The sequence below is a fragment of the Porphyromonadaceae bacterium W3.11 genome (genome assembly GCA_030434245.1).
GTDB lineage: Bacteria > Bacteroidota > Bacteroidia > Bacteroidales > Porphyromonadaceae > Porphyromonas_A.
Map to the genome: position 1 here is coordinate 86460 of JAUISX010000006.1, position 13677 is coordinate 100136.

General features: G+C 47.7%; 16 protein-coding genes. 14 read left to right on the forward strand and 2 right to left on the reverse strand.

Going from position 1 to position 13677, the window contains the following annotated elements; genetic code table 11:
* Positions 1–60: 60 nt before the first annotated feature.
* A complete protein-coding gene (locus QYZ87_09920) occupies positions 61–1365 on the reverse strand; it encodes a relaxase/mobilization nuclease domain-containing protein (GenBank protein ID MDN4754827.1) in 1305 nt (434 codons plus the stop codon).
* The gene (locus tag QYZ87_09925) at positions 1362–1745 is read right to left on the reverse strand and encodes a hypothetical protein (GenBank protein ID MDN4754828.1); all 384 of its coding nucleotides are present in this window, start codon (positions 1743–1745) and stop codon (positions 1362–1364) included. The genes QYZ87_09920 and QYZ87_09925 overlap by 4 nt, the downstream gene beginning before the upstream one ends.
* Before the next feature lie 534 nt (positions 1746–2279).
* Between QYZ87_09925 and QYZ87_09930 the strand changes: the two genes are divergently transcribed.
* The 14 genes from QYZ87_09930 to QYZ87_09995 are packed head-to-tail and all read left to right on the forward strand — an operon-like array spanning position 2280 to position 13511.
* A complete protein-coding gene (locus tag QYZ87_09930) occupies positions 2280–3098 on the forward strand; it encodes a ParA family protein (GenBank protein ID MDN4754829.1) in 819 nt (272 codons plus the stop codon).
* Positions 3085–3597, forward strand: a complete 513-nt coding sequence (locus tag QYZ87_09935; protein ID MDN4754830.1) for a DUF3408 domain-containing protein — start codon at positions 3085–3087, stop codon at positions 3595–3597. The genes QYZ87_09930 and QYZ87_09935 overlap by 14 nt, the downstream gene beginning before the upstream one ends.
* Positions 3594–4382, forward strand: a complete 789-nt coding sequence (locus QYZ87_09940; GenBank protein ID MDN4754831.1) for a hypothetical protein — start codon at positions 3594–3596, stop codon at positions 4380–4382. Before QYZ87_09935 ends, QYZ87_09940 begins: the two co-directional genes overlap by 4 nt.
* Before the next feature lie 47 nt (positions 4383–4429).
* Positions 4430–4732, forward strand: a complete 303-nt coding sequence (locus tag QYZ87_09945) for a DUF4134 domain-containing protein (protein MDN4754832.1) — start codon at positions 4430–4432, stop codon at positions 4730–4732.
* Positions 4733–4762: 30 nt separating this feature from the next.
* The gene (locus tag QYZ87_09950; GenBank protein MDN4754833.1) at positions 4763–5098 is read left to right on the forward strand and encodes a DUF4133 domain-containing protein; all 336 of its coding nucleotides are present in this window, start codon (positions 4763–4765) and stop codon (positions 5096–5098) included.
* Entirely contained in the window at positions 5095–7623 is a 2529-nt protein-coding gene (locus QYZ87_09955; GenBank protein MDN4754834.1) for a TraG family conjugative transposon ATPase, read from the forward strand. Before QYZ87_09950 ends, QYZ87_09955 begins: the two co-directional genes overlap by 4 nt.
* Before the next feature lie 22 nt (positions 7624–7645).
* Positions 7646–8275 (forward strand): DUF4141 domain-containing protein, encoded by a 630-nt coding sequence (locus QYZ87_09960; GenBank protein ID MDN4754835.1) that lies wholly within the window; start codon positions 7646–7648, stop codon positions 8273–8275.
* A 13-nt stretch (positions 8276–8288) separates the two neighbouring features.
* Complete coding sequence (traJ, locus tag QYZ87_09965) at positions 8289–9323, forward strand: conjugative transposon protein TraJ (GenBank protein MDN4754836.1); 1035 nt, start codon at positions 8289–8291, stop codon at positions 9321–9323.
* A 47-nt stretch (positions 9324–9370) separates the two neighbouring features.
* On the forward strand, positions 9371–9994 hold the full coding sequence (traK, locus tag QYZ87_09970; protein MDN4754837.1) for a conjugative transposon protein TraK: 624 nt from the start codon (positions 9371–9373) through the stop codon (positions 9992–9994).
* Entirely contained in the window at positions 9991–10305 is a 315-nt protein-coding gene (locus QYZ87_09975) for a hypothetical protein (GenBank protein ID MDN4754838.1), read from the forward strand. The genes traK and QYZ87_09975 overlap by 4 nt, the downstream gene beginning before the upstream one ends.
* Positions 10295–11569: a conjugative transposon protein TraM gene (traM, locus tag QYZ87_09980; GenBank protein MDN4754839.1), complete on the forward strand. Its 1275-nt coding sequence runs from the start codon at positions 10295–10297 to the stop codon at positions 11567–11569. The genes QYZ87_09975 and traM overlap by 11 nt, the downstream gene beginning before the upstream one ends.
* Positions 11570–11593: 24 nt before the next feature.
* Entirely contained in the window at positions 11594–12517 is a 924-nt protein-coding gene (gene traN, locus QYZ87_09985; protein ID MDN4754840.1) for a conjugative transposon protein TraN, read from the forward strand.
* Positions 12517–13089, forward strand: coding sequence for a conjugal transfer protein TraO (locus QYZ87_09990; protein MDN4754841.1), 573 nt, complete (start codon positions 12517–12519; stop codon positions 13087–13089). Before traN ends, QYZ87_09990 begins: the two co-directional genes overlap by 1 nt.
* The gene (locus QYZ87_09995; protein MDN4754842.1) at positions 13086–13511 is read left to right on the forward strand and encodes a DUF3872 domain-containing protein; all 426 of its coding nucleotides are present in this window, start codon (positions 13086–13088) and stop codon (positions 13509–13511) included. Before QYZ87_09990 ends, QYZ87_09995 begins: the two co-directional genes overlap by 4 nt.
* The last annotated feature ends 166 nt before the right edge of the window (positions 13512–13677 follow it).

Genomic DNA, 13677 nt, shown 5'->3' on the forward strand with positions numbered 1-13677 from the left:
CTCTTATTATATCAATAGTTTACCCCCCCTGTCACAAATATGAGCGATATTTGTGACAGACTACCTTCTCTTGCCTCTTAAGCGAGGGCGATTTTGTCGTCTTAGTTTGCGTTGCCAAGCCGCCTCTTTCCAGTCCCCATCGCCACTACTTATTGGCAGGTCATCTATCAGTTCGCCGATAACATCACCAATGAGTTCATCACCACCGCTCTCCACTGGTGCAATACTCTTAGAAATGTCCGTAGACTGTTCAGGTGCTTTCGCTGTGCGATATAGCGTCTCATCAAGGAAAGGATTAAGGTCAGGATTAGCGAAGTAGCTATTAAAGACATTAGCAGAGTACCCTTTGCCCAAGCGAGAGCCATTGACCACTATCCTATGCTTATCGTCTATAAAAGTAATACCAAAGAGCCGTCCGCTCTCACTTCTTCGGATATAAGCTCGTAGTCCTACCTTCTCCAAACCTTTCTGAAGCTCCTCTGTTGTCTTTGGAGACGAACGCATTACCTCTAAAATACGACCTCGCACATCTCCAAGGTATGGAGCAATTAGAGCTTTTGACTTATTCATCCTCCGTTGCAGGGCGTCATAGCCAATTCCACGCCCCATTTCCGAGGCGTGTATGGGCGTACCTATCTTATTGCCCTTGTCATCTATAGGCATATAAACAACTCCATCATACTGCTTACCTCTAAATCCCCTTTTGACCTCTTCCGCAGTAAGCTGGTAATTAGCGAGGAGAGCATTAAGTTCACCTAACGATTGAAAGGCATAATGCTTCAGTACAAATCTCATCACTTCCTCTATTCTATTAGCCCCCCAGCCCCCTAAAGGGGGAGTATCATCAACTAAACCCTCTAAAGATGGAGCCATATCTGGGGACTTATTTGTCATCTTACTGCTTGGAATCAGTCCATACTTCAATTCTAAGGCATCAGTTATCCTTTTGCTTCTACGTCTTTCAAATTGGTCGTTTATCTTTCGTCCCTCGCTATCCACCCTAAGCGAAACGATATGGATATGCTCCCGAGCGATGTCCGAGTGCTTAAAGACGATATAGGGTTGCTCCCCATACCCCAGCTGCTCCATATACTCCTTGCCAATAGCTCTCAAAGTCTCATCATCCAAACGCTCATCAGGATGCGGATTGAGTGAGCAGTGAAAAACCACCTTCTTTGTTCTGCACCTATCTGGGATAGCCAGCTGCATATCAGCCAATACCTGCTCCATCGTGTAAGGCTGACCTTTCTGCTGCAGGTAGAGACCATTTGCCAATAGCACAGAAGCCTCCTCACGCTCCACCTTCTTAAAGTTGTAGCCAAGCGTACCCCCAAGATTAGCCGTGGCCGAAATCTTCGCAATCATCGCTTCTCCCGAAAGTCAATCGTCAGAGCTATGGCCTGCTCCTGCAGAGCCATTATCTGCCTCGATAGCCCCACCAATTTCCCCAGTAATATCTGAGCCGTCTTGACCGAGTTATAGCTATTGATTGCCCTAACTGCTTGATTATACAGCACCCCAATCTTATGAATTTGGGAGGTCAATTCGGAGAGTTTACGGTGATAATCCACAGCCGATTTATCTACAGTAATCACCTTAAACTCCTCCCCAAACAGCCTCGCTCGCACGAAATCTGACTTCGTTTTTGCACCAGAACGCTGGTACATATCAATCAGCTTAAGCTGATCTTTTGGGTTGGGAATCCGTGTATCCCAGCGATCCCATCGCTCCTTTTTCTTATCCATCTCTTTATTCTCTTCTCATCACGACTTTGGAGTGATTTCTCTCCCCTGTGGGGCAAGGTCTTTTGTCGGAAAAACGGAGTTTTGTCGGACAAAAACACACCTTGCCAGTATCAACAAGATAGAGAGATGAAGTGTGAGCCCTGCGAGCTCTCACTTCGGGTGAGCAACACCCCTCCAATCAGTCATAAACCTTTGCTTCACAAAGGTACAAGGATAAGTAACCACCTCAGTATAAGTTGGTTTCTTGTGTTGTCCCTCTACGCCCCTATACCTCCCGAGTGATAGTTACCTACCTAATTAGTGAGTTACTTTGTGGTGTAACTCATCAGTTAGTGAGCTCACTAATGAGCCAACTCATGAGATAGCGATATAGATAGCTCACTCATGATACTGTTCACTAAGTATTGAGTGAGAAGGATAGTTAGAGAGTGAGTTAGTGGATGAGTGGATTAGTGAGAACGTGAGATGATGAGTGAGATGATGAGCTCACTCACTAATCGACTAATCGATTTTTAACAATTAAACAGGATAGGTATGAGTAAGACCAAAACGGACAGAAAGCGACCCATCTATGTAGGCTTTGCCTCTCAAAAAGGAGGCGTGGGAAAGAGCACCCTGGCGGAACTCTTCTCCGCAATTCTCTATTATGAAAGAGGCATAGACCTTCTTGTGGTAGACTGTGATGGACGGCAGGAGTCATTCCTCAAGTTGCGAGAGCGTGACCGTGACACCATAGAAGAGTACCCCGAAATAGCACAGGGGATGCAACTGCATTTTAAGAAGTTTGGGAAACCCTCCTATCCCATATCTGCTGTACCCGTAGAAGAGGCATTGAAGGAGGTCTCAAGACTGATTGGTACTGAGAAGGTGCTAACCCCAGAGTTGGTCATATTCGATTTCCCTGGTCACGCCAGTACCTTAGAGTTACTCAACCTCTCTATCGAGATGGATTACATTATCTCACCCATAGAGCCAGACGTACAGTCTTTGGCCTCCTCCTTAGCCTATGCCAAGACCATTGAAGACATAGGTGTCTCCACAGACGACGCACGTATAAAGGAGCTCTTTCTATTTTGGAACAAAGTAGATCGCCGTGCCAAAAATAGTGTGATAGAGGAGTACACCCGCTACATCAAGGAGCATGGCCTCTCACTCTTAGATGCCAAAGTGTACAGCTCCGTAAAGTTCTCAAGAGAGCTTGCACTGGGAGGCGTAAAAGGTGTCTTTCGCTGCTCTTACCTGCCACCTGCTCCCGCACTCCGTATCGGCACAGGAATAGATGAGTGGGTCACAGAGCTACTCAATCGGATTCAACTAACTACCATAAGAGACGAGCAAGATGGCAACCATTGAGGAGAGGCGAAAAGCCCTATTGACCAAGAAGCTTGACGAGATGGGTAAGATGGGGGTCACCCATAGGACTGCAGAGAATAGCCCATTCTATGACCAACCCATCGAGGAGGCTTCTGCTCAAGGATTGCTGGAGGACCGGGATGAGGTAGATGCCTTAGATACTGAGACCTCATCTCCACCTAATCCTATTGAGAAAACAATGCCTTCTACAGAGGCGTCCTCCAAGCAGCAGAAGCGGAGTAAAACGACTAAGAGCAGGGAGGACTTTGTCGAGTATCAGCAAATCTTCCTGGCGCCCAAAGTGCTTGAGAGCAAGACCCAGTTTTCACTCAGTCGGGACACCGTGACCCTCCTTAAGATTATTCTGCAGGACTTAGGAAGTAGGACGACCCTCACCGCCTATATTGAGAACATCCTAAGGGACCACATCAGTGAGTATAGAGATTTGATTAACCAAGTCACCGCTAAACGACGACGCAAAGAGACCATACCAGAATGAATACCACTACCCTACTCAATACACTCCTTATCTTAGCTGTAGTCTGGCTAAGTGTAGCGATCCTCTACTTGATAACAGGTTTACTCCTCAAGGTTGTAGCGAGATACCGTTCCGACATTCGCTACAAGAAGCTATTAAAGCAATTAAAGCACTCAGACCGAAAGTCTGATGGGGATTTAGGGCAAAGAACAGAGCGTAGTCCCTCCTCCAGAAAGGAGGAGCAGCTCGCTCGCTTAGTAGGCAAGAGTCAGCCCTTTATTCCCCAAGAATTCCCCTCACCTCTCTTGACTTCCCCATCCGAAAAAGCAGTAGAAAACATCCCTATATTTGCCCCTGAATCACCCGAGATAGCAGGTGTTTCAGAGCATGAAATGGAGCTGGAGGAGCTTGATGTGGATTACTCTAACGACATGGAAGAGGTGGATCCAGAAGAAGAGGAGCGAGAAGCTCTACTGCTCTTTGACGATGCTTCAGCGACTGAGCCGTCCCCTTCAGGTGGTGTACTGGTTAAGGAGCTTGCTCGCCTCCAAGGCGCTACTCAGAAAGAGGAGTTAGGAGAGGAGGAAGCCGAAGCAGTCAAAGCAACTGTAAGAGCACTTCGGGGCACCGATATGCTGGAGCAGTTGAACAAGAACTTGGCTCACTTTAATGAGACAGGCAAAGCCATTATGAAGGTGATAAGAGAGGTAGAAGAGGAGCAACTTGAAGTAGCGGTTCAAGAGACGCCTATGATAGAAGAGAAATTAGAGGAGACAGAAGAGCGACCGCTCTCATACTATCTCTAATCTTACAGAGGACGATAGATGAATAGATAACGAATAGAAACAGACGTATGAACAGAAAGAAATTAATGCTGGCACTGCTCCTCATAGCAGGGACTACTATGGGAGCTTATGCGCAGGGCAATGGGATGGCTGGTATTACTGAGGCGACTAAGATGGTCACCTCCTACTTTGATCCAGCCACCAAGCTTATCTACGCCATCGGGGCAGTAGTGGGCCTGATTGGTGGGGTGAAAGTGTACAATAAGTTCTCTAGTGGTGACCCTGACACCAGCAAGACCGCTGCCTCTTGGTTTGGAGCTTGTATCTTCCTAATCGTTGCAGCTACGATCCTTAGGAGCTTCTTCCTCTAAACATCATCATATCAGAATCATTTAGCGGGTATGGCTGAGTGGGAAATCAATAAGGGTGTTGGACGTAGCGTTGAGTTTAAGGGACTGAAAGCTCAGTACCTCTTCCTCTTCGCAGGAGGATTACTGGGTACATTCATTACCGTTGTTATCCTCTACCTGATTGGCGTCCATCAAGTGGTCTGTCTGGTCATAGGCTTAGTGGGTGCCACCGTTGTGGTGTGGCAAACGTTTGCCATGAACCGTAAGTACGGACAATATGGATTGATGAAGCGAGGGGCGATTAAAAGTCACCCCCGCTACCTCATCAATAGACGCTCCGTCGCACACCTCTTCAATAACCTCAAGTCTACACCACTACGCAGATGAGAAACAGCAGTAAGATAAGCACATTAGAGCGTAAGTTCCCGCTATTGGCGGTGGAGCACGACTGCATTGTCTCTAAGGATGCAGACATTACAGTCGCTTTTCGTGTGGAGCTTCCTGAGCTCTTCACCATCACCTCTGTAGAGTATGAGGCGATGCACTCTGCTTGGCATAAAGCCATTAAGGTGTTGCCCAATTACTCCATCGTGCATAAGCAGGATTGGTTCATCAAGGAGAACTATCAGCAAGAGCTGACCAGTAAGCAAGGCGGGGAATGGCTAAGTTTCCTCTCACGAGCTTCGGAAAGGCACTTCAATGAGCGTCCCTTCCTCAATCATAGCTGTTACCTCTTCCTTACCAAGACCAATAAGCAACGAATGCAAAGACAGAGCAACTTTTCTACGCTGTGCCGTGGGCATATCCTGCCGAAAGAGATTAGTGACAAAGAGGAGGTCACCAAGTTCTTGGAGGCAGTAGACCAGTTTGAACGAATCATTAATGATAGCGAACAAATCAAGCTGACTCGGCTTACTGAAGAGGAAATAGTCGGTAGCGAGCATCACTACGGGCTATTGGATTGCTATTTCTCTTTGAATGGTGATAGCAACCCATCCCTTCAAGACATCCGATTAGGAGCAGATAAGGTGCGGGTTGGGGACAATATCCTTTGTCTCCATACCCTCTCTGACACTGATGACCTACCCACCTCCGTGAGTACCGATAGTCGATACGAACGGCTCTCTACAGATAGAAGTGATTGCCGATTGAGCTTTGCTGCTCCAGTCGGTCTATTGCTTTCCTGTAATCACATCTACAACCAGTACCTCTTTATTGAGGATAGTGATGAGAACCTACAGAAGTTTGAGAAGTCGGCCCGCAATATGCACTCCCTCGGTCGCTATAGCCGTAGCAACCAAATCAATGAGGAGTGGATACAGGAGTACCTTAATGTAGCCCACTCCCAAGGTCTCACTTCCATAAGAGCCCATTTCAATGTGATGGCTTGGAGCGATGACCCCGAAGAGCTACGCAATATTAAGAATGATGTTGGCTCTGCCCTTGCACTCATGGAATGCAAGCCAAGGCACAACACCGTAGATACAGCCACCCTCTACTGGGCGGGTATGCCTGGTAACGCTGCCGACTTCCCCAGCGAGGAGAGTTTCTATACCTTCATCGAGCCTGCACTCTGCTTCTTTACAGCAGAGACCAACTATAAAGATTCGCTCTCACCTTTTGGAATAAAGATGGCAGACCGTCTGTCTGGCAAACCCATCCATTTGGATATCTCAGACCTGCCGATGAAGAGGGGGATTACCACCAACCGCAATAAGTTTATCCTTGGTCCGTCAGGTTCGGGAAAGTCTTTCTTTACCAACCACATGGTACGGCAATACTATGAGCAAGGGGCTCATGTCCTTTTGGTAGATACCGGTAACTCTTATCAAGGACTATGCGGTTTAATCCATCAGAAGAGCAAGGGTAAGGATGGCGTTTACTTCACCTATACCGATGAAAGCCCTATCTCCTTCAACCCTTTCTACACCGATGACAATGTCTTCGATGTAGAAAAGCGTGAGAGCATCAGTACCCTCCTTCTAACTCTATGGAAGAGTTCTGATGAAAGGATTACCAAAACGGAGGCAGGAGAGCTGGGCTCTGCCGTCAATGCCTACATTGAATTTATCAAGGTTACTCCTGTGCATACGCCCTGCTTCAATGGCTTCTACGAATTTCTCCGTGACACTTACCGTGAGGAGCTGAAGCAGAGAGACATTAAGGTAACCAAGGAGGACTTTAATGTTGATAACCTCTTAACGACACTCAAGCAGTATTACAAGGGTGGTCGCTATGACTTCTTGCTCAATTCGGATAAGAACATCGACCTCCTCACGAAGCGATTTATCGTCTTTGAGATTGATGCGGTCAAAGATAACAAAGATCTATTCCCTGTCGTCACCATCATTATTATGGAGGCTTTCATCAATAAAATGAGGCGACTTAAGGGGATCCGTAAGATGATCCTTATTGAGGAGGCGTGGAAAGCGATCGCTAGTGCCAGTATGGCAGACTATATCAAGTACCTCTACAAGACGGTGCGTAAGTTCTATGGTGAAGCCATCGTGGTGACACAGGAGGTAGATGACATCATTCAGTCTCCCATTGTTAAGGAGAGCATTATCAACAACTCTGACTGTAAGATTCTCTTAGACCAGCGTAAGTACATGACCAAGTTTGATGGCATTCAGGAGATGCTCGGTCTCTCCGAAAAGGAGAAAGGACAAATCCTCTCCATCAATATGAACAATGACCCGAACCGCCTCTACAAGGAGGTGTGGATAGGGCTGGGTGGTGTGCAGTCTGCCGTTTATGCTACAGAGGTCTCTATGGAGGAGTACCTCACCTATACCACTGAAGAGTTGGAGAAGGTGGAGGTGATGAAACGTGCTGAGCAACTGGGTGGCGACATTGAGGTGGCGATCCGTCAATTGGCACAAGAGAAACGAGAAAAACGAGAGAATAAGTAACCCTATAAACGACAAAGAGATGATGAAACAGAAGCTATGGATTTTAGGCGTTTTGCTCTTCGGGCTAATCGGCAGAGCCAACGCTCAGTGGGTGGTTGCTGACCCCACTAACTTCGCTGGAAATATCGTTAATACGATTAAGGAGATCACAACCGCCAGTAAGACGGTTAAGAACACCCTGGACAACTTCAAGGAGGTGGAGAAGCTGTACAATGAGAGCAAGAAGTACTACGATGCCCTTAAGAAGGTGAATAACCTCATTGGGGATGCATACAAGGTCAAAGAGACCATCTTGATGGTGGGCGACATCTCGGAGATTTATGTCACCTCTTTCAGGAAAATGCTCAATGATTCCAACTTCAGACCTGCAGAGTTGGCTGCGATGGCTTCAGGGTACACCAAGCTCTTGGAACTGAGTGGTGAGAGCCTACGTGAGCTAAAGCAGGTCTCTAAGAGCAATATCTTCTCTATGAGTGACCATGAAAGGATGCAGATGATTGATCAGATCTATAACACCGTACGTGAATACCGCTCGATTGTCTCTTACTATACCCGTAAGAATATCTCGGTTAGCTATGTCCGTGCCAAGCAGAAGGGGGAGCTTCAGCAGGTGCTGTCTCTATATGGGGGTGATGATGTACGGTATTGGTAATAGGTAACAGTCGATGGACTTTTCAAGTTTACATGAACTCCTTCGTAGCACCTACGAGGAGATGATGCCGCTCTGTAGCAATATGACTGGTATTGCTAAGGGGATTGCTGGTTTGGGGGCGCTTTTCTATATCGCTATACGTGTTTGGGCTTCATTGGCAAGGGCAGAGCCCATTGACCTCTATCCTCTGTTGCGTCCTTTTGCTCTGGGCTGCTGTATTATGTTTTTCCCAACCTTGGTTCTTGGGACGATGAATACCATCCTCTCTCCTGTGGTCAAGGGAACACAACAGTTGGTTGTGATGCAGGAGGGGGAGCTGGGCAGTCTCAGAGCCAAGAGGGACAAGCTACAGGAGGAGGCTCTCCTTAGAGACCCTGAGAAGGCTTACCTCGTCTCTAATGAACTCTTTGATGCCAAGATTGATGAGATGGGGATTATTGGTCCCTCGGACGCCATCACCATTGCTGGGATGTATGCGGAGCGAGCTGCCTATAAGACAAAGCAATGGATCATGAAAGCGATACAGGACATCTTGGAGTTCTTTTTTCATGCGGTTGGACTCATCATTGATACGCTACGCACCTTTATCCTGATTGTCCTCTCTATATTGGGACCTATCGTCTTTGGCATTGCGGTGTGGGATGGTTTAGGGGGTTCCCTATCGGCTTGGTTTAGTCGCTATATCTCTGTTTACCTATGGCTGCCAGTGAGTAGCATCCTCACAGCTCTACTGACCAAGATTCAGGTCTTGATGCTTCAGAAGGATATTGCTCAACTGGCTGACCCCAACTTTATTCCTGAGGTGGGAAGCTGGTACTATATGGCTTTCTTCCTCATCGGTATCGTGGGGTACTTCTCTGTCCCTACAGTGGCTGGGTGGATTATCGAGGCTGGTGGTGGCATTGGCTCTTATGGTCGCAATGTCAATCAGGCTGGAAAAGCTGGTGCACAGAAAGCATATGCTGGTGGAAAGCAGGTGGCAAGTGCTGGTGGAGCTGCAGTAGGTAATGTAGCAGGAAGGATTAAGGGAATGCTTACTAAGAAATAACAGGCTCCCCCTTTTAGGAGGCTGGGGGCTGATAACAAACAGATATAATGGAATTCAAATCACTAACAAATATAGAGAGTTCTTTTAAGCAGATTAGGCTCTATGCCATACTCTTTGTGCTTTTTTGCCTTGGGGTATGTGGTTATGCCCTCTACAGCTCTTATGCCTTTGCTCGCGAACAGCGGGAGAAGGTATATGTGCTGGACAATGGCAAGTCGCTCATCTTGGCACTGAGCCAGGATGCCGCGACCAATCGACCTGTAGAGGCGAGGGAGCATGTACGGCGGTTTCACGAGCTTTTCTTTACGATAGCTCCTGATAAGGAGGCCATCGAGAGCAATATGGCTCGTGCCTTTATGCTGTGCGACAAGTCTGCCTTCAACTACTACAAGGACTTGGCGGAGAAGGGGTACTACAATCGGATTATCTCGGGCAATATCAATCAACGGGTGGTACTGGACTCTATCCAGTGTAACTTCGAGGTCTACCCTTATGAGGTGCAGACCTTTGGGCGACAATACATCATCCGGCAGAGCAACATCACGGAGCGTAGCTTGGTGACGAGGTGTACCCTCCAAAACTCGGTCCGCTCGGATAATAATCCGCAGGGCTTCCTGATGGAGCAGTTTGTTGTAGTGGAGAATAGGGACTTACAGACCATAAAGCGATGAGACGTAGGCGTAGTCAGCTCTTAAGGAGGGGGGAGGTTTGGTTGAGGAGGCAATGTGGTAGGCTCACCCCAAAGCAGCAGACCACAGTAGTCTACTTACTGAGTGGTATCTACCTAGTGGTTTCTCTCTATATGATGGCTCAGCTATTCATCAAGAAATGTGACACCCCTGCTATCATCAGGGAGGGCGAGACACTATGGGATAGCCCCATCGAACTGAAACAAACTGACTCTATCGCTTCTGTGGTGGCGACCCAGATATTAGCCATGGAGCAGGATAACTTTAATCACAATTTAAGCAATGGGAGATAGTAAGAACGGAGGTCTACCACAAGTGAAGCGGGAACAGGTCAAGAAGTGGCTCATCTTCTCTGCCCTGGGGCTTATCTTTGGGCTCTCCATGTGGTTTATCTTTAAGCCAAGTGGTGGCAGTAAGACCTTGGAGCAGTCGGGGCTGAATGATGTGGTACCCCAAGCTTCGGTAGAGCAGTTGGAGGAGAATAAGCTGAAGGCTTATGAATTGGGAAGCTATGAGGAGAGTGTAGCTGAGCAACGCAAGGAGATCGGCAGGCTCTCGGACTACTTTAGCCAAGGAGAGCAGGAGGAACTACTGCGTGAAGAGGAACCTGTCTCTACCAAGATTGGCTCTTCTCTGGAGCAGTACGAGCGAAATAATGAGTTGTTGGCTTCTTTTCATGAAGCGGAGGACTATTATGAGGGGGAGATAGATTACCTGCGTGAGGAGGTGGAGCGACTTCAGCAGAAGCTGAATGATAGGGAAAGAGACATCGTAAGCGAGGAGGATCGTCAGCTGGCTCTGATGGAGAAGAGCTACCAGATGGCTGCGAAGTATTTGCCTAATAGTGGGGGAGCTATACCTTCCCTTGAGGGTAACTCTGAAGAGGCAGACGATACTTCTAAACCTATGGATAGCGGTATGCCGACAACTGAGCTACCTCAGATGGAGGTGCTGGCGGATCGGAAGTCGGTGGTCTCAAGGCTGGACCGACCGATGACCGACTCGGCCTTCATCGCTACCTACGGGGCGAGTGAGCGAAATTGGGGATTTCACTCTGTCGCCACCGTACCAGAGCAAGTTGTACCACGAAATACGCTTAAAGTGGTGGTCGATAAGACGACGACCTTACAGGAAGGTAGCTTTGTACTCCTTCGGCTCTCAGAGCCTGCTCTCTTATCGGGTATTCGACTTCCTCGAAATGCTCCTCTTGTGGCTCAAGCAAAGATTGAGGGGTATAGGATGAGGCTATTTGTTCGCTCCATTGAGGTGGGGGATAGAATATTCTCAGTTGCTCTCTCCGCTTTTGACCTCGATGCTCAAGAGGGCATTGCGATACCTGGCATTGAGGAGGTGATGGCACTTAAGGAGGTGGGAGCAACTGTAGGTGGCTCTATGGGTACTTCCTTCACCTTTGCTTCTTCTGCCAAAGACCAAATCATCTCTGAGGCTGCTCGAGGTGTGATGCAGGGGGCAAGCCAACTGCTCCAAAAGAAGTTGAGAGCCATTAAGGTGACGATTAAGGGTGGGCATCAGCTCTACTTAGTGCAGAGTAAATAACAAACGATATACTAACGAATAAATATGAAGAAAGTAATGCTAATGGCGGTGCTGGCACTCGGACTTGGTATGAGTGCTGTAGCACAAGATTCAGGAGACCTTTATCAAGGGATGAGTCGAACGATCCCCGATGGTCGTGTAGTAGTGCCTTATGGCTTGGAAGTAACCTTTGACAAGACGGTTCACTTGATTTTTCCTGCTCCTATCCGTTATGTGGACTTAGGAAGCAATGCCTTGGTCGCTGGGAAAGCGGACGAGGGGGGAGGGGCGGAGAATGTATTGAGGGTGAAGGCGGCCGTAAGGGACTTTGAAAGGGAGAGTAATCTCTCGGTGATTTGCGATGACGGCTCGTTCTACAGCTTTAATGTGAAGTATGTTGATGAACCCGAAAAGCTCAATATTGAGATGAAGGATTTCCTTAGTCCAACAAATGGTCGCTTGCCCTCCAATAGAGCAGACATCTACTTTAGAGAGCTGGGCAATGAAAGTCCAGTACTGGTGAAATTGATTATGCAGACGATTTACCAGAACAATAAGCGGGAGGTGAAGCATATTGGAGCCAGGCAGTTTGGCTTACGTTTTCAGTTGCGTGGTCTCTATGCTCATAATGGCTTGCTCTACTTCCACACGCGCATTGACAATGAGAGTAATATGCCTTTCTCGGTGGACTTCGTCTCTTTTAAGGTGGTGGACAAAAAGGTGGCGAAGCAGACGGCTATTCAGGAACGAGTACTTCAACCACTCCGTGCCTATCATCAAATCATGCAAGTGCACCCCAATGGCAAGGAACGAACGGTCTTTGCTCTGGAGCAATTTGCCCTCACGGAGGATAAGCAACTGGAGGTGACGCTCTATGAACGTAATGGTGGGCGGACGCTCACGTTTTATATGCAGAATGAGGACTTGCTAAGAGCAAGGCGCATTGATAACCTAAAGCTGAAGTGGTGATGAAAAGAGTAATGGTATTTCTGGCTCTGATTATTGCGGTAGCGATGCCGTCACAAGCTCAGAGGCTTATCCCCAATCAGAAGGGACTGGAACTCTTTGGCGGGGTGCCTATAGTCCGAGCCGAGAAGCTTTTTCGAGCTGAGAACTATACGGCTGGAGTGTCGCTGGTGCGTTACTTCAAAACCGCCAACTATGCCTTTCTCGCTCTGGAGTGTGAAGGGCAAACTTACGACTATCGCTCATCTGACGTGGCTGTCCTCGGTGGACTGCTTCAAGTGGGGTATATGCACCCGATACTTTCGGACGGAGGAAAGAATATCTTCTTCTATCTCGGAGCTACAGGATTAGGTGGCTATGAGGAGGTGAATGGTGGGAAGGCTGATTTGCCAGATGGTGCAATATTGCTGGACAAATCTCGCTTAGTATATGGTGGTGCTTTGCAGGCTTCGGTGGAGCTATTCTTAACGGATAGCTGGCTATTTGTGGTGAAAGGGCAAGGGCGAATGCTCTTTGGCTCAAACTTGAATGCTTTTAGACCTAATGTAACTATTGGATTGAGGGTGAATTTATGAATAAGATAAGAAGAATGATATGGGTAATGGGGGTACTCGCGTTGGCTGGGTTTTGCCTTAGTAGTTGTGATCGTACTCTGGATGTGCAGACGGTTTTCCCATTTGAGGTGGAGACGATGCCAGTACGCAAGGCGATTGGACTAGGAGAGACGGCTGAAATCCGTTGTTTCCTCAAGTCGGAGGGCAACTTCTCAGACACTCGCTACACCATCCGCTACTTCCAGCCCGAGGGTGAGGGCGAACTCAGACTTGATGGAGTTGTTTTTGAGCCAAATGACCGCTATTCATTGGAAAGCAAGTCCTTTAGGCTCTACTACACCTCACGTTCCACCGACCGCCAACTAATCGACATCTACATCGAGGACAACCACGGTCAGCTCCAGCACCTCTCCTTCGACTTCAATAATAAGCGTACTAAATAAACGGTTTCTTTATAGTTTGAATGAATAGGTGATTTTTAAATTGTCAACCAATAAGGCGACTAACTGTGATAGCCAGTCGCCTTGATTTTTATTCTATCGTTGCTGTTCGAAAAATATAGAATGTGCGTAGTAATATGTAGGAAAGCAGTATCTTTGTTGTGTTAAT

What these genes read in the sequence shown, in the direction of transcription:
- QYZ87_09920 (MDN4754827.1), bottom strand. Translation starts at nt 1,365, where the DNA reads ATGATTGCGAAGATTTCGGCCACGGCTAATCTTGGGGGTACGCTTGGC.
- QYZ87_09925 (MDN4754828.1), bottom strand. Translation starts at nt 1,745, where the DNA reads ATGGATAAGAAAAAGGAGCGATGGGATCGCTGGGATACACGGATTCCC.
- QYZ87_09930 (MDN4754829.1), top strand. Translation starts at nt 2,280, where the DNA reads ATGAGTAAGACCAAAACGGACAGAAAGCGACCCATCTATGTAGGCTTT.
- QYZ87_09935 (MDN4754830.1), top strand. Translation starts at nt 3,085, where the DNA reads ATGGCAACCATTGAGGAGAGGCGAAAAGCCCTATTGACCAAGAAGCTT.
- QYZ87_09940 (MDN4754831.1), top strand. Translation starts at nt 3,594, where the DNA reads ATGAATACCACTACCCTACTCAATACACTCCTTATCTTAGCTGTAGTC.
- QYZ87_09945 (MDN4754832.1), top strand. Translation starts at nt 4,430, where the DNA reads ATGAACAGAAAGAAATTAATGCTGGCACTGCTCCTCATAGCAGGGACT.
- QYZ87_09950 (MDN4754833.1), top strand. Translation starts at nt 4,763, where the DNA reads ATGGCTGAGTGGGAAATCAATAAGGGTGTTGGACGTAGCGTTGAGTTT.
- QYZ87_09955 (MDN4754834.1), top strand. Translation starts at nt 5,095, where the DNA reads ATGAGAAACAGCAGTAAGATAAGCACATTAGAGCGTAAGTTCCCGCTA.
- QYZ87_09960 (MDN4754835.1), top strand. Translation starts at nt 7,646, where the DNA reads ATGAAACAGAAGCTATGGATTTTAGGCGTTTTGCTCTTCGGGCTAATC.
- traJ (MDN4754836.1), top strand. Translation starts at nt 8,289, where the DNA reads ATGGACTTTTCAAGTTTACATGAACTCCTTCGTAGCACCTACGAGGAG.
- traK (MDN4754837.1), top strand. Translation starts at nt 9,371, where the DNA reads ATGGAATTCAAATCACTAACAAATATAGAGAGTTCTTTTAAGCAGATT.
- QYZ87_09975 (MDN4754838.1), top strand. Translation starts at nt 9,991, where the DNA reads ATGAGACGTAGGCGTAGTCAGCTCTTAAGGAGGGGGGAGGTTTGGTTG.
- traM (MDN4754839.1), top strand. Translation starts at nt 10,295, where the DNA reads ATGGGAGATAGTAAGAACGGAGGTCTACCACAAGTGAAGCGGGAACAG.
- traN (MDN4754840.1), top strand. Translation starts at nt 11,594, where the DNA reads ATGAAGAAAGTAATGCTAATGGCGGTGCTGGCACTCGGACTTGGTATG.
- QYZ87_09990 (MDN4754841.1), top strand. Translation starts at nt 12,517, where the DNA reads ATGAAAAGAGTAATGGTATTTCTGGCTCTGATTATTGCGGTAGCGATG.
- QYZ87_09995 (MDN4754842.1), top strand. Translation starts at nt 13,086, where the DNA reads ATGAATAAGATAAGAAGAATGATATGGGTAATGGGGGTACTCGCGTTG.